Annotated in this window: 19 protein-coding genes; 13 read left to right on the top strand and 6 right to left on the bottom strand. The window is 71.7% G+C overall.

Annotated elements, in window-relative coordinates; translation table 11 throughout:
• Positions 1-154: 154 nt before the first annotated feature.
• Positions 155-1,381, top strand: coding sequence for a cobalamin-independent methionine synthase II family protein (locus EDF55_RS01675; RefSeq protein WP_123653204.1), 1,227 nt, complete (start codon positions 155-157; stop codon positions 1,379-1,381).
• Positions 1,382-1,438: 57 nt separating this feature from the next.
• Here the strand turns inward: EDF55_RS01675 and EDF55_RS01670 are convergent, their stop codons facing one another.
• A complete protein-coding gene (locus EDF55_RS01670) occupies positions 1,439-2,398 on the bottom strand; it encodes an SDR family oxidoreductase (RefSeq protein ID WP_123653203.1) in 960 nt (319 codons plus the stop codon).
• Between the two features lie 87 nt (positions 2,399-2,485).
• On the opposite strand from EDF55_RS01670, the gene EDF55_RS01665 reads away from it, so the two are divergent.
• A complete protein-coding gene (locus tag EDF55_RS01665) occupies positions 2,486-2,770 on the top strand; it encodes a hypothetical protein (RefSeq protein WP_123653202.1) in 285 nt (94 codons plus the stop codon).
• A gap of 47 nt (positions 2,771-2,817) precedes the next feature.
• Here EDF55_RS01665 and EDF55_RS01660 read toward each other — a convergent pair whose 3' ends face one another.
• Positions 2,818-4,065 (bottom strand): ROK family transcriptional regulator, encoded by a 1,248-nt coding sequence (locus EDF55_RS01660; protein WP_123653201.1) that lies wholly within the window; start codon positions 4,063-4,065, stop codon positions 2,818-2,820.
• Between the two features lie 163 nt (positions 4,066-4,228).
• Between EDF55_RS01660 and EDF55_RS01655 the strand changes: the two genes are divergently transcribed.
• From EDF55_RS01655 to EDF55_RS01630, 6 genes are all read left to right on the top strand, one after another.
• Positions 4,229-5,218 carry a carbohydrate ABC transporter permease gene (locus EDF55_RS01655; protein ID WP_243698335.1) on the top strand — a complete coding sequence of 330 codons (990 nt, stop codon included), beginning with the start codon at positions 4,229-4,231 and terminating at the stop codon, positions 5,216-5,218.
• Positions 5,219-5,221: 3 nt separating this feature from the next.
• Positions 5,222-6,160, top strand: a complete 939-nt coding sequence (locus EDF55_RS01650; protein WP_123653200.1) for a carbohydrate ABC transporter permease — start codon at positions 5,222-5,224, stop codon at positions 6,158-6,160.
• Entirely contained in the window at positions 6,157-7,545 is a 1,389-nt protein-coding gene (locus EDF55_RS01645; protein WP_123653199.1) for an ABC transporter substrate-binding protein, read from the top strand. Before EDF55_RS01650 ends, EDF55_RS01645 begins: the two co-directional genes overlap by 4 nt.
• Before the next feature lie 22 nt (positions 7,546-7,567).
• On the top strand, positions 7,568-8,554 hold the full coding sequence (locus EDF55_RS01640) for a Gfo/Idh/MocA family protein (protein ID WP_123653198.1): 987 nt from the start codon (positions 7,568-7,570) through the stop codon (positions 8,552-8,554).
• Positions 8,555-8,594: 40 nt separating this feature from the next.
• A complete protein-coding gene (locus EDF55_RS01635; protein WP_123653197.1) occupies positions 8,595-9,614 on the top strand; it encodes a Gfo/Idh/MocA family protein in 1,020 nt (339 codons plus the stop codon).
• A gap of 176 nt (positions 9,615-9,790) precedes the next feature.
• A complete protein-coding gene (locus EDF55_RS01630; RefSeq protein ID WP_123653196.1) occupies positions 9,791-10,690 on the top strand; it encodes an SDR family oxidoreductase in 900 nt (299 codons plus the stop codon).
• Positions 10,691-10,724: 34 nt separating this feature from the next.
• On the opposite strand, the gene EDF55_RS01625 is transcribed toward EDF55_RS01630, so the two are convergent.
• Both EDF55_RS01625 and EDF55_RS01620 read right to left on the bottom strand, forming a co-directional pair.
• A complete protein-coding gene (locus EDF55_RS01625) occupies positions 10,725-10,946 on the bottom strand; it encodes a hypothetical protein (protein WP_123653195.1) in 222 nt (73 codons plus the stop codon).
• Complete coding sequence (locus EDF55_RS01620; protein WP_185017047.1) at positions 10,943-12,112, bottom strand: MFS transporter; 1,170 nt, start codon at positions 12,110-12,112, stop codon at positions 10,943-10,945. The genes EDF55_RS01625 and EDF55_RS01620 overlap by 4 nt, the downstream gene beginning before the upstream one ends.
• A gap of 23 nt (positions 12,113-12,135) precedes the next feature.
• On the opposite strand from EDF55_RS01620, the gene EDF55_RS01615 reads away from it, so the two are divergent.
• Positions 12,136-12,750 carry a TetR/AcrR family transcriptional regulator gene (locus EDF55_RS01615; RefSeq protein WP_123653193.1) on the top strand — a complete coding sequence of 205 codons (615 nt, stop codon included), beginning with the start codon at positions 12,136-12,138 and terminating at the stop codon, positions 12,748-12,750.
• Here EDF55_RS01615 and EDF55_RS01610 read toward each other — a convergent pair.
• Both EDF55_RS01610 and EDF55_RS01605 read right to left on the bottom strand, forming a co-directional pair.
• A complete protein-coding gene (locus EDF55_RS01610) occupies positions 12,683-13,480 on the bottom strand; it encodes an SDR family NAD(P)-dependent oxidoreductase (protein WP_123653192.1) in 798 nt (265 codons plus the stop codon). The two genes, EDF55_RS01615 and EDF55_RS01610, sit on opposite strands and share 68 nt — an antisense overlap.
• A gap of 45 nt (positions 13,481-13,525) precedes the next feature.
• Positions 13,526-14,362 (bottom strand): alpha/beta fold hydrolase, encoded by an 837-nt coding sequence (locus tag EDF55_RS01605; RefSeq protein ID WP_185017045.1) that lies wholly within the window; start codon positions 14,360-14,362, stop codon positions 13,526-13,528.
• Between the two features lie 115 nt (positions 14,363-14,477).
• On the opposite strand from EDF55_RS01605, the gene EDF55_RS01600 reads away from it, so the two are divergent.
• The 4 genes from EDF55_RS01600 to EDF55_RS01585 all read left to right on the top strand — a co-directional run bounded on the left by EDF55_RS01600 (position 14,478) and on the right by EDF55_RS01585 (position 18,826).
• Positions 14,478-15,527, top strand: a complete 1,050-nt coding sequence (locus EDF55_RS01600; RefSeq protein WP_123653190.1) for a zinc-binding dehydrogenase — start codon at positions 14,478-14,480, stop codon at positions 15,525-15,527.
• Between the two features lie 84 nt (positions 15,528-15,611).
• Positions 15,612-17,051 carry an ABC transporter permease gene (locus EDF55_RS01595; protein ID WP_123653189.1) on the top strand — a complete coding sequence of 480 codons (1,440 nt, stop codon included), beginning with the start codon at positions 15,612-15,614 and terminating at the stop codon, positions 17,049-17,051.
• 35 nt (positions 17,052-17,086) lie between these two features.
• Complete coding sequence (locus EDF55_RS01590) at positions 17,087-17,926, top strand: phosphatase PAP2 family protein (protein WP_123653188.1); 840 nt, start codon at positions 17,087-17,089, stop codon at positions 17,924-17,926.
• Between the two features lie 33 nt (positions 17,927-17,959).
• Complete coding sequence (locus tag EDF55_RS01585; protein ID WP_123653187.1) at positions 17,960-18,826, top strand: LysR family transcriptional regulator; 867 nt, start codon at positions 17,960-17,962, stop codon at positions 18,824-18,826.
• Positions 18,827-18,835 lie beyond the last annotated feature (9 nt).

The raw sequence follows: 18,835 nt of genomic DNA, 5'->3' as shown, positions 1-18,835 counted from the left end.
CTGTCGATCCGAGTCAGCGCCGGCGGCAGCGCGCGGACGCATCCCGTAACGCGACCCCGCGCACCGCGACCCCGCGTGGCACGCTGGACGCAGCAGCGCACCGCGAAGCCTCGCGCGCAGACACCGATCCACCCCGATCTGCAAAGGCACCCGCATGACCTTCGAGAACACCGACCACATCCAGGCCACCACGGCCGGCTCGCTCCCCCGCACGCCGGAGCTCATCGCCGCGAACGCCGCACGGCCGCTCGCCGCGGACGGCTTCACGCTGGAGACCACCGACGAGGTCCGGGCCCTCACGAGCAAGGCCGTCGACGACGTCGTCGCCCGGCAGACCCGGCTCGGAATCACGCAGCCCGGCGACGGCGAGTTCGGCAAGGCGATGTCGAACTCCGTCGACTACGGCGCCTGGTGGGGCTACTCGTTCCAGCGCGTCAGCGGCCTGAGCCTGACGGACGCGAACATCTTCTCGCAGGAGCCGGTCCGCTCCTCCCCGGGCAACGTCCGGCTGACGAGCTTCCCGGACCGCCGCGACTGGACGATCTTCCGCGAGGCGTACACCGACCCGGAGTCGGGCATCGGCACCGGCAAGAACGCCACGGCCTTCCCGACGACGACCGGCCCGATCACGTACACGGGGCACCAGGCCGCCGCCACGGACGCCGCGAACCTGAAGCACGCGGTCGAGGCCGCCGGCGCCGACAACGGATTCATCACCGCGCTCTCCCCCGGCTCGGCCGCCCGCGTCGCGAACGAGTACTACGCGACCGAGGAGGACCACATCTGGGCATGGGCCGACGCCCTCCGCGAGGAGTACAAGACCATCCTCGACGCCGGCCTCGTGCTGCAGATCGACGACCCGTCGATCGCGGAGAACTGGGACCAGATCAACCCGGAGCCGAGCATCGAGGACTACCGCGCCTTCACCCGGATCCGCGTCGAGGCGCTGAACCACGCCCTCCAGGGGCTGGACACGTCCCGCGTGCGCTTCCACCTCTGCTGGGGCTCCTGGCACGGCCCGCACACCACCGACATCGAGCTCCGCCACATCGTCGACCTGATGCTCGACATCGACGCCGGCGCGTACTCGTTCGAGGCCGCCAACGCCCGGCACGAGCACGAGTGGACCGTCTGGCAGGACGTCACGCTCCCGGACGGCAAGGTCATCGTCCCGGGTGTCGTCGGGCACGCCACGAACGTCGTCGAGCACCCTGACCTGGTCGCGCAGCGCATCGAGCGCTTCGCCTCGGTCGTCGGGCGCGAGCGCGTCATCGCGGGCACGGACTGCGGCCTCGGCGGGCGCATCCACCCGCAGATCGCCGCGGCGAAGCTGGAGACGCTCGGCGAGGGCGCCCGTCGCGCGTCCGCGAAGCTCTTCTGACGCGATCGAGCGACCGACGGGAGGCCCGGTGCCAGCTGGCACCGGGCCTCCCGTCCGTCACCGGCGTCGGCCGAGGGCCACGGTCGCCACCGCAGCGGCGGCACCGATCCAGAGCAGGGGGCGCGTGACGCGCCGTCGCTTCGCGACCCACCCGCCGTCCGTCGCGTTGCCCGCGTCGGCGGGCTCGTAGAGGTTCCCGTCGGTCGGCGCCTGCCGCCCGCGGAGCGCGAAGGTCTCGACCATCGGCTTCGTGATCATGTGGAACAGACCGGGGAACACGTACTGCAGCGGCACGAGCGATGCCTGGATGCGTCCGACGAACCGGTAGCGCTTCGGGTGCAGTGCCGCGGTCACGACCGCCTTCCCCGCACGCTCGACGGAGACCGTCGGCGGCAGCGGGTGCGAGTTCTTCTCGGTGTAGTTCGCGCCGTTCTGGTAGATCGGGGTGTCGATCGTCGACGGCATCAGCGTGGTGAAGTGGATGCCGGTGTGGGCGAACTCGTCGCCGAGCACGTCGACGAGGCCGAGCGCCGCGTGCTTGCTCGTGACGTAGGCCGACTGGTACGGCGCGGAGAGCAGCGACTGGATGCTGCCGACCAGCACGTACGTGCCACGCCCGCGCTGCTTCCAGTGCGGGAGCAGGTGCGTGATGGCGTTGAGGTGGCCGTAGAGGTTCGTGTCCACGACACGCTTGAACGCCTTCGTGGGGGTCTGCTCGAACAGACCGTAGACGAACAGCGCCGCGTTGCCGACGAAGACGTCGATGTGCCCGTACCGGCTCGTGACGGTCCCGATGAGGTCCTTGACCTGGTGCTCCTCGGCGACGTCGGTCGGGATCGCGAGCGCCTCGGCGCCGAGCGCCCGGCACTCGGCGGCCGCGGCCTCGAGGCTGTCGTGGCTGCGGGCGGCGAGCACCACCGTCGCGCCCTGCCGGGCGAACTCGTGGGCGGCGGCGCGTCCGATGCCGCTCGATGCCCCGGTGACGACGACGACCTGTCCACGGAAACGATGTGCCATGCGTCCCTGCTACGCCGTCGGCGCTGGGGTTCGCCCGTGCGCGGCGTCCCCCGGTCGGCGGGCCGTCCCGCGTGGGACGATGGCGGCATGACAGGTCGCGACGGCACGAGCGACGGGCTCTCGCTGGAGGAGGCCACCGCGATCGCCGAGCACGCCCGCGAAGGTCGCCTGCAACTCGACGACCCGGAGATCCGCAAGCTCGTGGGTGAGGCGAACCGGATCCTGGTGCGCACCCAGATGTGGGGCGAGACCCCGCCGACACCCCGTCGACGCTGGAAGCGGCGGATGCTCGCCGTCGGTGCGGCGGCCCTCGTCGCGGTCTGGGTGATCGGGCTGCTCGGCCCCCTGCTCCTGCGCATCGCGGCCGAGTGAGCCGACCGCGGCCACGCACCGCGCCCGGGTGAGCCCAGCGCGACCACCTACCAGGGGTGCGCGATGTCGCGGGGCCGAGCCGGGCCTCCCGTCCGGACCATCCGCACCGCCCGCGGGACGGACGCCGACGACGCCGGCTCGCCGCTGAGCACGGCGCACGCGGCTCCCCGGGCGACCACGTCCTCACCGAGCGTGGTGAAGGCGACCGTCGGTGCCGTCCCGGTGGGCAGACGCTCGACGAGCCGTGCACCGAGCGCGTCGAGCAGGGTCGGTCCCCCGGCGAGCGCCGCGCTCCCGCCGATGACGACCCTGGGGAGGTCGAGGAGTTCCACGACGTGGGCGAGTGCCGAGCCGAGTGCGGTGCCGGCCTCGGTGAGGAGCGGGCGCGCGGCCGGCATGGCGCAGAGCCGTTCGAAGGCCAGGCGGACGGCGGCCGGGCTCTCGTCGTCGGTGGGGTCGAGCAGTCCGGCGGTGATCGCGCGTCGGACCTGCTGGAGGGGCTGGCACGCCTCCCAGAGCTCGGTCCACCCGCCGTGTGCGTGCACGGGCATCCCGCCGAACTCGCCGGCGTTGCCGGTGCTGCCGCGGACGACCTCGCCGCCGGTGACGATGCCGGCGCCGACACCGTGGCCGAGGTACACGGACACCAGGTCGTCGGTGCTCGATGCGGTCCACCACTCGGCGAGGGCGCTGGCGACGACGTCCTTCTCGACGAGGACGGGGAGGGCGGTGCGTGCGGTGAGTTCGGCGGCGATCGGGATGCCGGCCCATGCGGTGAGCTGTGCGGGGCGGCCGAGGGTGCTGCCGCCGGGGTGGATCGGGCCGGGGACGGCGACCCCGATGCCGGCGGTGCGGGCGCGGGTGCGGTCGGTGCGGGTGCGGGCGCGCGTGCGGTCGGCGCGGGTGCGGCTGCGGTCGGTGCGGGTCAGCAGGTCGTCGACGGCGTCGGCCATCGCGTCGATGGTGGACGTCGGGTCGTCGGTGTCGGCTGCGCCGAGGGACCGTTCCTCGACGAGTCCTCCGGCCAGGTCGACGAGGACGACCGTGACCTGCGCGGGGTCGAGGTGGATGCCGATGCCGAAGCGGCCGTCGGGGTCGAGCGTCAGCGCGCGGCCGTCCTCGCGGACGAGCCCGTCGGCGACCAGGCGTGCGGCGATGTTCGACACGGTCTGTGCGGTGAGGCCGGTCCGGTCGCGGAGGTCGGTGCGCGTGACGGGTCCGTTCCGGCGCACGATGTCGAGCACCACGGCGCGGTTGTGCGCGCCGATGGACGTGTGGTTCTGCCCTGCAGACATCTCAGGGCGTTGCTGCTTGACGAGTTCCGGTCATGCTCCCTAGCATCACTCTCCAAGCGAATTTGTCAATCAATTGGATTGAACACTCTCGTCAGCAGCCACACCGAGGTGGCGGCGCCCGCGGTCACAGTGAGGTGGCCGAGGGGAACCCGAAGGGACGCCCGTGACGACGACCGCTCGCCCGGACACCGCAGTGCGACCCGCGACCTCGACCAGCAGCACCGGTCGACGCGCGGGGAAGAAACACCCCTGGACCGCGGCGGAGAAACGACGACTCCGCATCGGGATCGCGTTCATCTCCCCGTGGATCTTCGGGGTGCTGGTCTTCATCGCGTACCCGCTGATCTACTCCTTCGTGATCAGCCTCACCCGCTACTCGGGCATGAACGCGGCGACGTTCGTCGGGTTCGGCAACTACGTGGCGGCGGTGATCGACCCGCTGGTGCACACCGCGGTGGAGAACACCCTGTTCTACGCGGTCATCGCCGTCCCGGTGGGGATCGTCGTCGCGATCGTGATCGCCCTGGCGATGAACCAGGACGTCAAGGAGATCAGCTGGTACCGGACGGCGCTCTACATCCCGTCGCTCATCCCGACGTTCGCGCTCGCGTTCATCTTCGTCGTGCTGGTGAACCCGCAGACGGGCATCGTGAACCAGGCGCTGAAGCTCGTCGGGGTCCCGGCGACGAACCTGCTCGGTGACCCGACGACGGCGAAGCTCGTCATCGTCGCGCTGGCGCAGATGGGTGCCGGCAACGCGGCGCTGGTGTTCCTGGCCGGCATGCGCGGCATCCCGAAGACCCTGTACGAGGCAGCCCGTGTCGACGGTGCCGGCCCGATGCGGCAGTTCTTCGCACTGACGCTGCCGCTGATCTCCCCGGCGATCCTGTTCAACCTGATCACCGGGATCAGCAACGGCCTGCAGGTGTTCACCGAGGCGTACGTGATCTCGTCCGGGACCGGTGGTCTCGGGTCACCGGACAACGGGACGTTGTTCTACATGCTCTACCTCTACAAGAACGCCTTCAGCTACGCGCAGCTCGGGTTCGCGAGCGCGATGGCGGTCCTGCTGTTCATCGCCGGCATGCTCCTCTCCGGGCTCGTGTACTGGCTGTCCAAGCGGTTCGTGAACTACGACGTGAGCGGGGAGTAGGCGATGACGCTGCACGCAACGAAGGACGAGACCGTGACCTCGTCGTTGGAGACGGTCCGGCCGAAGGGCCGCGCCGGTCGGAAGGGCGAACGCTCCCGGAACGCCGACGGTTCGATCCGGTCCCCGTGGTCGTCGATCGGGGCCCGTGTGGTCCTCATCGCGATGAGCCTGCTGTTCCTCATCCCGATCTACTGGATGATCATCTCCGCGCTGAAGGGGAACGCGGAACTCGGCGCCTTCCCGCCCACCTGGTTCCCGAAGTGGCTGGACTGGTCGAACTTCGCGGACGCCGTGAACGCGATGCCGTTCTTCACGTTCTTCCGGAACACGCTGATCATCACGGTGCTCGTGACGGTGTTCTCGATGGTGTCCAACCTGGTCATCGCGTACGGGTTCTCGTGCATCCAGTGGCGTGGCCGTGACCGGTTGTTCTACGTCGTCCTGGCGACGCTGTTCATCCCGTTCCCGGTGACGCTCATCCCGATGTTCGACCTCTACGCGCGGCTCGGCTGGATCAACACCTTCCTGCCGCTCGTCGTCCCGAGCCTGTTCGGGTCCGCGTTCTACGTGTTCCTGCTCCGGCAGTTCCTGTTGCAGATCCCGAAGGACCTGCTCGACGCCGCCCGCATGGACGGTGCGTCGGAGTGGCGCATCCTCTGGCGGATCGTGTTCCCGCAGGCCCGTGCCGCGCTGGTCACCGTCGGCATCTTCGCCGCGGTCGGCGCGTGGAACGACTTCCTCGGGCCGCTGATCTACCTGCAGGACCAGAGCGTGCAGACGCTGTCCATCGGCCTGCAGGTGTTCCGCCTCAACAACGCCGGGGACTTCCAGTTCAACCAGCTGATGGCGGCCTCGGTCCTCATCATCCTGCCGCTCGTGATCCTCTTCTTCTTCTTCCAGCGGACCTTCCTCAAGGGCATCCAGATCGGGAGCTTTAAGTGAGCAACGCATTCGACCGCCGCACGTTCATCCGGAGCGCCGCAGCCGCCGGCGGTGCCGGAGCCCTCGCCCTCCTCGCCGCGTCGTGCGCTGCGGGTTCCGGGGCCAAGAGCGACCCGAACACCGTCTCACTGTGGGGCGTCACGGGCACGTTCGTCCCGTACCAGACGAAGATGATCCGGGACTTCAACAAGCTGCACCCGGACATCAAGGTCGACGTGAACCAGGTCCCCTCCCAGGGCACCGGCGACGCCACGAGCGTCATCACGGCCGTCCGCGGTGGGACCGCACCCGACCTCTGGCTGCTCGACCGGTTCAGCGCGGCCCAGTACGCCGCGATCGGCCTGATCGAACCGATCGACGGGCTCATCGACGAGTTCGAGGACAAGTCCAAGGAGGAGTTCCTCGCCGACTGGCTCGGCTTCACCGTCGGGGAGCTCACCTACCAGGGCAACACGTACGGGCTGCCGTTCGACACCGACGCCCGCGGGCTCTTCGTGAACCGGAAGATGCTCCGCGACGCCGGCATCGACCAGGACGAGTTCGACTGGAAGCAGAACGGCCCGGTCACGATGGCCCGGATGGCGGAGCTGAACGACCAGCTGTCGAAGAAGGACGGCGCCGACTACACGCACATGGGCTTCATCCCCTGGTACGGCGAAGGCTGGCCGTTCACGTGGGGCCTCGGCTTCGGCGCGACGTACTTCGACCAGCAGCAGTGCGGCATGACGATGAACGACCCGAAGGTCCGGAAGATCTTCGAGTTCTACGACGACTGGGCGAAGCAGTTGAACTACAAGGCCACGGACACGTTCCAGGCCACGTACGAGCCGACCGGGCACCCGCCCGCGCAGACCTCGTTCCAGAACAACCGCCTGGCGTTCATGGTGAGCGTCCCGTCGACCATCCAGACCTTCGACAACTACGTCAAGGACCTCGAGTGGGGCGTCACCTACCTGCCCACCATGGAGCAGGGCGACGACCCGTACACGTGGTCCGGCGGCTTCGCGCTGTGCCTGCCGAAGGGGTCGAAGAAGAACCGCGCCGTGTGGGAGTTCATGAAGTACTACACGAGCAAGCGCGGCCAGGAGATCTACATGCCACCGGCGACGACGGTGCCCTCGAACATCGCGGCACTGAAGGACCCCAAGGGCTCGGCGAAGTCGATCGAGTACTTCGTCGAGGCCATGCCCACCTCCACCTGCCGCCCGCCACTGCCCGTCGGTGGCGCGTGGTGGGACTCCCTCGCCGACGCCCGCTCGAGCGTCCTGCTCGGCACCGCGTCGCCACAGGAGGCGGTCGAGCGTGCCCAGGCGCGTGTCGACCCGATGATGCAGACCTACTGCCCGTTCACCCTGCCCAAGGACTACGACAAGGTCCGGGTCTGACCCGGAGCCGCGAAAGGCAACCATGCCCAGCACCACCACACCGATCCGCGTCGCCGTCCTCGGCTTCTGGCACGTCCACGCCGGCGACTACGCCCGCCAGACCGTCGAGCACCCCGGCACCGAGCTCGTCGCCGTGTGGGACGACGACATCGCCCGCGGGCAGGAGGGAGCAGCGCAGTTCGGCGTCGAGTTCACCGACGACCTCGACGCCCTGCTCGCCCGCGACGACGTCGACGCGGTCACGATCACCACGTCCACCGACGCGCACCGCGACGTCATCACCCGCGCAGCCCGCGCCGGCAAGCACGTCTTCACCGAGAAGCTCCTCGCCCCGACGGTGGAGGAGTGCGAGGAGATCGTCGCCACCTGCGACGCCGCCGGGGTCAAGCTCATCGTCTCGCTCCCCCGCCTGTACCACGGGTACACGCAGGCGATCCTCGACGAGATCGCGTCGGGCCGCCTCGGCGAGGTCAACCACGCCCGCGTCCGGCTCTCCCACGACGGCGCCGTCCGGCCGTGGCTCCCGGAGCGCTTCTTCGACCCGTCGACCGCGATCGGCGGCGCACTCACCGACCTCGGCTGCCACCCCGTGTACCTCACGCAGCTGTTCCTCGGCGCCCGCCCCGACACGGTCGAGGCCGTCTACCGCTCCGTCACCGGCCGTGCCGTCGAGGACCACGCCGTCGTCACCGTCGGCTACCCCTCGCAGGCCATCGGCATCATCGAGGCCGGCTTCGTCGCGGGCACCCCGTTCACGATCGACGTGGCCGGGACCGCTGGCTGGCTCTCGTTCTCCGACCTGGAGGCCCGGCTCACCGCCGGCGGGTCGGCCTACGGCGACGAGCCGGTCACCATCCCGGTCCCCGAGGACGCGCAGGACGCCTTCGGCCAGTGGGTGGACCACATCACCACCGGCACACGTGCCGACGACAACATCGCGCGCGCCGTCGAGCTCACGAGGCTCGTCGTCGCCGCGAACGAGGCGGCTCGGACCCCCGTCGCCGCCTGACCGACCACCAGTACGCCCCCCAGCACCAACAGGAGTCACCATGTCCACCGACACCATCCGCGTCGGACTCATCGGCGGCGGCGGGATCGCCACCGTCCACATCAACGGGTACGCCCAGCACCCGGACCTGATCCGCATCACCGCGGTGGCGGACGCCTTCGAGGCCACCGCGTCCGCACGCGGCGAGGAGCTCGGCGTGCCGTCCTTCACCGACTACCGGGAGATGCTCGAGCGCGCCGACATCGACGCCGTCGACATCTGCCTGCCGCACCACCTGCACCGCGACGCCATCGTCGCCGCGGCGCAGGCCGGCAAGCACGTCCTCTGCGAGAAGCCCCTCTGCCTCACCCCGGAGGAAGCACGCGACGTGCAGGCCGCGATCGCCGAGGCCGGCGTCACCCTGATGTGCGCCCACAACCAGCTGTTCATGCCCGCCGTCGCCCGCGCCAAGGAACTCATCGACAGCGGCGCGCTCGGCACCGTGTACGAGGTCCGCACCACGGACAGCTTCCGCAACCACTTCGACCCGACGAACATGGGCTGGCGTGCACACGCGTCGACGAGCGGCGGCGGGGAGCTCATCGACACCGGCTACCACCCCAGCTACCTGATGATGCACCTCGCCGGCGGCGTCCCGGTGCAGGCAACCGCGATGCTCTCCACGCACCGTCTGACGTTCATGGAGGGCGAGGACTCCGCGCAGGCGCTGTTCCGCTTCGACAACGGCGCCGTCGGCCAGCTCGTCACGAGCTGGGCCTACGAGCCGGCCGCCGGGACGGAACGGTTCAGCGTCGTCGGGGAGCTCGGGTCCCTGACGAGCGACGGCACCACCCTGCGGTGGGACCTGCTCGACGGCACCAGCGAGACCGTCACGTTCGAGGAGGTCGACACCTTCGCGGCGGAGATCGGCGCGTTCGGGGCGTGCCTCCGGGACGGCACCCGACCGATCCACACCGAGCGTGAGGGCATCGCGGTGCTCGGCATGATCCTCGCCGCGTACGAGGGCGCCCGCGCGGGCAGCATCGCCTCGGTGCTGCAGGTCGACCCCGTCTCCGCCTGACCCCGGTTCCGGACGACCCCGGTTCTGGCTGATCAGGTCCACGAAAGCGACAGTGCTCGTCGGTCCAGCGCCGAGCACTGTCGCTTTTGCCTACTCCCCCGCGGCGCCGACCTCGCTGGACGTGTTCCGAGGGCCACCCGGGTTCGCTGGGCGTCGAACGAATTGGAGGCCAACTGATGCCCACCGACCAGTACGAGTTCGGCGACCCCCGCTCGCGCTACCCCGATGTCAGCCCGCAGCCGCAGACGCAGGCCGAGCCGGGCCTCCAGTCCAGGATGACGCCGGTTCCGGACCTCGGCGAGTCGAGCTACCGCGGGACCGGCCGGCTCGCCGGCCGGAAGGCCCTGATCACCGGGGCGGACTCCGGGATCGGCGGCGCCGTCGCCATCGCGTTCGCCCGTGAGGGCGCCGACGTGGCGCTCGCCTACCTGCCGGACGAGCAGGAGGACGCCGACCACGTCATCGAACAGATCCGCGCGGCCGGACGCACGGCGGTCGCGATCCCCGGCGACCTGCGGGATCGCTCCTACGCGGGACGGCTCGTCGAGGAGGCCGTGGCCGGGCTCGGCGGGATCGACGCCGTGGTCAGCGTCGCCGGCAAGCAGCGCTGGCAACCGGACGTGCTCGACGTCACCGACGAGCAGTTCGAGGAGACGTTCGACGTCAACGTGTTCGCCCTGTTCCGACTCGTGAAGGCGGCACTGCCCCACCTGCACCCGGGGGCGACGATCACCACGACCGCGTCGATGGAGGCGTACAAGCCCGCCCCGGACCGCCTCGACTACGCGGCGACGAAGGGCGCGATCAACAACCTCTCGAAGGGGCTCTCACAGCTGCTCGTCGAGCGCGGCATCCGCGTGAACGTCGTCGCCCCGGGACCGACCTGGTCGGTGCTGCAGGTCACCGGCGGCGTCGACCCGGAGTCGCTGCCCGAGTTCGGCAGCAGCGAGTCGCCGATGGGCCGCGCCGGGCAGCCGGCGGAGCTCGCACCGGCGTACGTCTTCCTGGCGTCGCAGGAATCGAGTTACGTCGCGGGTGAGACGCTCAACGTGAACGGCGGCATGGTCACACCCTGACCGCGAACCACGTCCGAGCGCGGCCGGTCCCGGTTCAGGGCCGGTCGCGTTCCGTGTGCCGGGTGTACAGCAGGAACGCGATGTGCCCGAGGAGCGCGATCCCGAAGAAGACGAGCGCGACCGCCCACACGCGGGCCAGCGTGCGGTCGCCGACGACGAGCAGCACGATGCAGGTGATCACGGCGGCGGACAGCACGCCGACCTGGATCGTCGACCACGTGGTCCGCCACTTCGGCTGCTGGGGTTGTCCGTTCACGGGAGACCATCCTGCCGTACCGCTCGTCGCGTCGGGTGTGCCCGGCGCGTGGCGAGGGTCGGGACCACCACTCCCGCCGTGGTGACCGCCGCGGCGAGGACGAACATCACCCCGTAGCCCGCGGTGTCCACGACGACGCCGGCAGCGGCGGCGCCCAGTGCCTGCCCGAGCACGAGGGTGACGAACAGCATCGAGGTGCCCGACGGCGCGTGCTCCTGGTCGAGTTCGCTCGTCCAGGCGATCAACGCCCCGGTGGCGGCCGTGTAGCCCCAGCCGAACAGCACGCACGCCACGAGCGCGACGGGGACCACCGCGGGTGCGACGCCGAGCGCGAGGGTGCCGACCACCACGCCGAGCGCGGTGACGGCCCACGCCCGCGACGGCGACCGCCGACCGATCCACCGCTCCGTCACGATCACGGCGGCGCCACCGAGACCCAGCGCGATCCAGGCCAGCACCGAGGTGGTGCGGTCGGCACCGCTCGCGATCAGCACCGCGCGGCCGGAGTTCCAGACGGCGGCGGACCCGGCGCCGAGCAGGAGCGCCCCGAGGAGGAGTCCGCGGTGCCGCGACCACCAGTCGCCGGACGGCAGGGACGGCCGCTCGCTCGGCGCGCCCGGCGCTGCGCGGTCCGACCACAGCACCGCCGCGCCGGCCAGGAACGCGCACACGGCGCTGATCACCCACGCGGTCCGCCACTCCGGCAGCAGCACGAGCGCGAGGACGCCCGCCACGACGAGCCCCGGCCCGGTCCCCGCGTTGACGATCGACTGCGTCCGGGCGACCGCATCGGCGCGGGTGTTGCGGACGACGAGGCGGACGAGTGCCGGCGAGGCGAGCCCGGCACCCGCGGACGCGAGCACCGCGGCGGCCCCGAACACGGCGCTGTTCCCGCTCGCGGCGACCCCGGCCGACCCGATGCCCGCCGTGGCCGCCGCGAGCACCACGAGCGATCGCGGGTACCGGGACGCGAGGAGGAACCCGACGACCGCGCCGACGCAGTACATGACCGAGGCGCCGGCGGAGATCCACCCGGCCCCGGTCGAGCCGAGGTGCAGATCCCCCTGCACGTCCGGCAGCACCAGGCCGTACGCGAGGCGGACGAGTCCGTACGTCACGGCGATGAGCGCTGTGGCCGCCGGCACGAACAAAAACGATCGTTTCACTTTTCGGAGTCTAGGGTGCTGGTATGGCCATGCGTTCAGGGACGGAGCAGAAGCTGCTCGACGCCGCGGAGGAGCTCTTCTTCGCCCACGGCATCGCGGCGACCTCCGTGGACGCCGTCCTCGAGCGCGCCGGGATCTCCTCGGCCACGCTGTACCGGGGGTACGCGAGCAAGGAGTCCCTGGTGGCCGCGACACTGGCGCGCCGGCACCGGGACTGGGAGGACACCTGGGCCGCCGCGGTCGCGCACCGGACCGACCCGCTCGAGCGGCTGCTGGCCGTCTTCGACGCGCTCGACGCCTTCCGCACCCGGTCCGACGCCTCCCGGTGGTGCGCGTTCCTCGGCACGGCCTCGGAGTACGCCGACGCTCCCGCCGAGATCCGCGCGGTGCTCGACACCGAGACGTCGGGGCTGCGGACGCGCCTGACCACGCTCGCCTCGCCGCTGGTCGGTGACCGGGCCGCCGCGGTCGGCGAGCAGCTGACGCTCGTCGTCTCCGGCACGCTGGCGATGCGCCTGCGCGACCCCGGCTACGACACGGCGGTCGCCCGCGCGGTCGCCGCGGCGCTCATCACCGGTGGCGGACGCCCTCCCCGGCGAGCACGGCACGGTAGCCCTCGCGGTACGTCGGGTACGTGAACGTGAACCCGGTCGACCGCAGCACCGCGTTCGACAGGGGCACACCGCCACCCACGCTCGCTGCTGGTGCGACCTCGAGCGACACCCCGAGCGAGGCGGCCAGGAACCGGTACACCTCGTCGAGCCGGACGGGCTGGTCGTCCGTGCCGATCACGAGCGGCGGCAGGTCGTCCAACGACGCGAGGTGCACGAGCACGGCAGCAGCGTCGTCGCGGTGGATCCGGTTGGTCATCCGGGAGCCGTCCGGTGTCGGCGCGAGCACCGCGGTCCCGGTCCGCACCTGGTCGACGAGTCGGGTGCGACCAGGTCCGTAGATCCCGGACAGGCGCACGACGGTGCCACTCGGCACCCGCGAGCGCAGCAACGCTTCGGCCTCGAGCAGCACGTCCCCGGTCCCACTGCCGCCGGTCGCCGAGGTGGACGAGACGAGGAGCACCCGCGGCGACGCTCCGGCCGCATCGACCCCGTCGAGCACGTTCCGGAGCCCGTCGACGTAGGTCGCGCGGTACTCCTCGACGTCGCGCGACCCCGCGGCGAGCGCGACGACGAGCACCGAGGTGTCCGCGTCGATCGGCGGGACGGAACCCCGGAGATCCGCGGCACGGCCCTCGATCGGCGCCGGGACCAGCTCGGCGCGACGCCGCAGCCCCACCACCCGGTGCCCCGCCGCCGCGAACCGCAGCCCCGTCTCGATGCCGAGGTCGCCGCAGCCCGCGATCGTCACAGTCACGCCCACGACCCTACGGCCCGCGCCGCGGCGTGGGTCGTCGTCGCGTCAGCGCGGCAGCGTGTCCCGCACCAGGCCCGCGACGAGGTCGGGCTGCTCGAGCCCCGGTAGGTGCGCCACGCCGGGGAGCACCCGCGCCGGCCCTTGGTCGAGCCGCCGCGCGATCTCCGCGTAGAACGGCAGGTCCGCGGGGATGTCGAGGTCGCCCCACGTGCACGTCACCGGGGCGGACACCTCGCCGAGTCGCGTCCAGGCCTCGATGCCGTTGTCCCCCGCGGAGTCCGGCGCGCCCACCTCGAGGATCCGCCGGTTCATGTCCGCGAACAACTCCCTGGGCGCGCCGCCGACGCGTCCCTCGGGTGCGACGGGCCCGTCGAGCCACAGGTGCGCGAGGGCGGCGATCCGCGCCTCGACGTCCGCGGAGGCGTCCTCGGCGCGGTCGAGCAGGGGCTCCGTCGCGGGGTCGAGCTCCCAGTCGAACGGGGTGTCGTCGTCGGTCATGCCGGACACCCCGGCGCCGATGAGCAGCAGCCCGGTGACCTGCTCGGGCAGGAGCAGCGCCGCGTCGAGCGCGAGCGCCCCGCCCATCGAGTTCCCGACCAGGAACACCCGGTCGAGCCCGAGTGCGTCGAGGACCGTGAGCAGGTCCGCCGCGTGCGTGAACGAGGCCGGGTCGTCAGCGGCGGGTGTCTCGCCGTACCCACGGCGGTCGTAGGCGACCAGGTCGAGGTCGTCGTCGTCGAGGAGCGCGGCGACCGCGTCCCACGACCTGCGGTCGGCGACCCCGGCGTGCAGGAACACGACGGCCTGGCCGCCGCCGTGGCGGCGGGTCACCGCGATCGCGGTGCCGTCGGGGGTGGTGACGGTCTGCTGCGTTGCATCCATGGCCCTGAACCTAGCCATCAACCGGACGGGAGGCACGGGTCGGGCCCGCCCCGTGCCTCCCGTCCGCCGTCGCCGTCCGCGGACTACACGACGCCTGTCGGATTACTGTGGCGGTATGACCGCCACGTACGCCCACGTCGTCGAACCCGACACCCTGACCGTCGACCACGAGGAGGTCGCTGCTCCACCAGTGGGCCGGGTCGTCGTCCGGGTGCGCTACGTCGGCGTCTGCGGGACGGACGTGCACGGTTTCCAGGCGCCGGAGTTCCTGCCGCCCGCGGTCTTCGGGCACGAGTGGACCGGCACGGTCACCGCCGTCGGTGAGGGCGTCTCGACCATCCAGGTCGGGCAGCGCGTCGTCGCGAGCGTCGGTCCCGCGTGCGGGCGCTGCGCGTACTGCCGCGCCGGCCAGACGGACCAGTGCGAGCTCGTGTACCAGGAGGCGAACGGCATCGACCCGGACGCTCCGGCACACGGGGCGTTCGCGACCGAGGTCGTCGTCTCGGAGCGCCGCGTGCAGCCGCTGCTCGACGGGCTCACGGACGAGCAGGCCGGCCTCGTCGAGCCGACCACCGTCACGTTCCACGCCGTCCGCCGCGCGGGACAGCGACTCGGTGCCGTCGTGGTCGTGCAGGGCGCCGGTCCGATCGGTCTGCTCACCGCCCAGCACGCGCGGCATGCCGGGGCCCGCACCGTGATCGTCGTCGAGCCGAACGCAGCTCGCCGCGCCACCGCGACGGCGCTCGGCTTCGATGCGGTCTTCGCGCCCGGCGACGACTTCCGCGCGCACCTGCAGCGCGTCAGCGACGGGCTCGGGGCCGACGTCCTCTACGAGTGCACCGGAGCGCCGACGCTGTTCCAGGCGTCCGCGGAGCTGGTTCGTCGGGGCGGCACGCTCGCGCTGCTCGGGTACCCGATGACGACCTCCGAGGTGAGCTACGGCGACTGGCAGAGCCGGCAGCTGACCGTGATCGGCTCGCTCGCCTACACCCACGAGGACTTCGTCGGGGCGATGGCGGCGATCGCGTCGGGCGCGGTCGACGTCGACGTGCTGCACACCGCCACCGTCGGACTGGACGGGCTCGAGGCCGTGCTCCGGGACCTCGGGAGCGGGACGAGCAAGGAGACCAAGGTGCTGGTCGACCCGACGCTCGGTCGCTCTTAGGCGGTCCTCCGGCGGCTGCCGGGTCGCTGCACGTCCCCGTTCGTAGCGTCGGGCATCCGCCGACCCACCGAACCGGGAGTCCAGATGTTCCTCGCGTACCTCCGACGAGAACTCGTCAACAGGAAGAAGCAGAGCGTCGTCATCGCGCTGGGCATGGCCCTCGCGATCGCGCTCGTCATCGTCGTCAGCGGGTTCTCCGCCGGCGTTGCGAAGGCCCAGTCCACCGCGCTCGAGTCCGTGTACGGCGTCGGGACCGACATCACCGTCACGCAGGCGGCGACGGCCGGTTCCGGCGGGCCGCAGCAGTTCGACTTCGGGTCCGGCGACGGGTCGACCGACGACTCCAGCGGGGACACGAGCGTGGCGAAGAGCACGCTCTCCGCGGCGATGGGCACCGCGACGTACAGCGCGAGTGCACTGACGAAGGTCGAGGCGATCGACGGGGTCAGCGCGGCGACCGCGACGCTGTCGCTGCAGAACAGCGCGTTCTCCGGGTCGATCGGGAAGGCGCCGACGTCCGGCTCGACGGCCGCACCGTCGTCCGGGTCGACCGCGGCTCCGTCGGCGTCCGGGACCGGGGACAGCGCCTTCAGCGTCGACTCCTTCACGGTGACGGGCATCTCCACCGCCGCGACGACGGTCGGTCCGATGTCCTCGACGGAGCTCTCCGGTGGCCGGTACCTGAAGTCGAGCGACGACGGCGAGGACGTGGTCGTGCTCGACAGCACCTACGCCACCGGTGCCGACCTCGACGTGGGTGACACGCTCGACATCGGCGGCACCACGTTCAGCGTCGTCGGCATCGTGGCGTCGACCTCGTCGGACTCCGCCACCGCGACCGACACCTACATCCCGCTCGACACCGCCCAGGCGCTCTCCGGTCTGACGGGGAAGATCAGCGACATCTCCGTCGCCGCGACCTCGGCGTCCGACGTCAGCACCGTCAAGGCCGCCATCGAGACGGCGCTGCCGAAGGCGACGGTCTCCACGCAGGCCGACCTCGCGTCGAGCATCTCCGGGTCGCTGGCGACGGTGTCGAACCTGCTGTCGAACCTCGGGACCTGGTTGTCCCTGCTCGTCCTCGCGGCGGCGTTCGCGATCGCGATCCTGTTCACCGTGTCCGGTGTGACCCGGCGCACGCGGGAGTTCGGCACGCTGAAGGCGATCGGGTGGTCGAACGGCCGGATCGTGCGGCAGGTCGCCGGCGAGTCGATGGTGACCGGGCTCATCGGCGGCGCGATCGGTGCGGCGGCGGGGATCATCGGGATCATCGTCGTCAACGTCATCGCCCCGACGCTCTCCACCGCCTCCACGACGGCGGGCGGCGGTGCCGGTGCCGGTGGTCCGGGGGCAGCCGCGTCGTCGAGCGTGGCGAGCGACATCGTCCTGCAGATCCCGATCACGGCGGGGATCGTCCTCGTCGCCGTCGGGCTCTCCGTCCTCGGCGGATCACTCGCCGGCGCCTTCGGCGGGTGGCGCGCATCCCGACTGCGCCCGGCGGCCGCGCTGCGCAGCGTCGCGTGAGCACGCGCGACCTCGGGTCGGGCCATGGTGGTGGGATGACCGACGCCGCGTCCACCAGCCCGACCCCCCACGACCGGCGGATCGGCCGCCGCGACCTCACCGAGTGGCGCAGCCGCGCCGGCAGGCGGCTGGCGTCGCGACACCAGCGGGTCGCCGACCGGATCGGCGCCCGCCGTGCCCTCGTCGCGACCCTCGCCGTCGGCGGCAGCATCGCCGTCGCGGCGACGGCCGGTGCGGCGTACATCTACGACGGGGTCACCGGCAAGGACGGCATCGCGAGCCTCGACCGTCCGGTGCTCGAGCGGGCCAAGCGGCTCCGTTCCCCGGTCGCCGACGGTGCCGCCGCGGGCATCGCGCACGTCTTCGGCCCCGTCGCGATGCCGGCGTTGACCATCGGGTCGGCGGTCGCGTTCGCGGTCCGGGAGCGCCGCGCGAGCCCCGTGGTGCTCCTCGTCGCCGCGGGAGCCGGTTCGCTCGCGATGACCCTCGTCGGCAAGGACCTCATCAAGCGGAACCGGCCGCACCGCCGCGACGCCATCCCGCCGTTCGAGAAGTCCCCGTCGTTCCCGTCCGGGCACACCCTGAACGCGACGACGATCCTCGGGGTCCTGGCCTACCTGTTCGCGCTCCGGCAACGGGACGACGGCCCGCAGGCGGCGGTGATCGGGGCAGCGGCCGGCACGGCCGTCACGGTCGGTCTGTCCCGGGTGCTGCTCGGCGCGCACTGGTTCACCGACGTCGCGGTGGGCTGGGTCACCGGCGCGGGCTGGCTGTCCCTGATCATCACGAGCCACCGCCTGTACCTCAGCGCACAGGACGACGAGCACCCGAGGGAGGACCGGGAGCCCATCGGATCCCCCGCGCAGGCCGGGTAGGGTCATCACGATCCACGATGAGAGGACGGCCCGGTGTTCGAGACGACACTGCTGCAGACGTTCCTGGCGATCGAGCGCACCGGCGGGTTCACCGCCGCGGCGAAGGACCTCGGGATCCGCCAGTCCACCGTGAGCGGGCACGTCGCCCGGTTGGAGCAGCAGACCGGTCGGCAGCTGTTCCGCCGCGGCACACAGACGGTCGAGCTCACCCCGGACGGCGTCGCGATGGTCCGCTTCGCCCGCGAGATCCTGGCCGCCCAGGGTCAGGCGGCCGCCTACTTCACCGACACCGGGCTCGCCGGCCACATCCGGTTCGGCGCGTCCGAGGACATCGTCGCCACCGGGCTGCCGGACATCCTGCTCGACTTCCGGACGGCGTTCCCGGCGGTCGACCTCGAGCTCCGCGTCGGGCTGACCGGTGAGCTCCGCGACGAGGTGCGGAACAACCGGCTCGACCTCGCGCTCGTGAAGCGCCGCCCGACCGAGGACGTCGGCGACCTGGTGTTCCGCGACGACCTGGTCTGGGCCGGGCGTCCGGACGACCGGGTCGTCCCCGGAGAACCGGTCCGCCTGGTGACCTACCCGGGGCCGAGCGTCACGCGGGAGGCCGCGATCGGCGCGCTCGAGCGCGCCGGGCTGCACTACCGGATCACGTGCGTCTCGGCGAGCCAGCAGGGCATCCGCGCCGCGGTCGCAGCGGGCCTCGGCGTCACGGTGCACGCCGGCGCCATCCTGCCGCCGGGACTCGTCCCCCTCGTCGGGCTCCCCGACCCCGGCCCCACCGAGTTCACCCTGGTGTCGCGGACGGGCCCGCCGAGCGTCGCGATGACCGAGCTGGTCCAGGCGATCCGGGTCGGCGCGGACCGCATCGTCGCCGCGCGGCCACGGGTGAGCCACTAGCGTCGGTGG

Origin of the sequence: Curtobacterium sp. ZW137, assembly GCF_003762905.1 — a bacterium.
GTDB lineage: Bacteria > Actinomycetota > Actinomycetes > Actinomycetales > Microbacteriaceae > Curtobacterium.
This window is presented reverse-complemented; position numbering and strand designations above follow the sequence as displayed.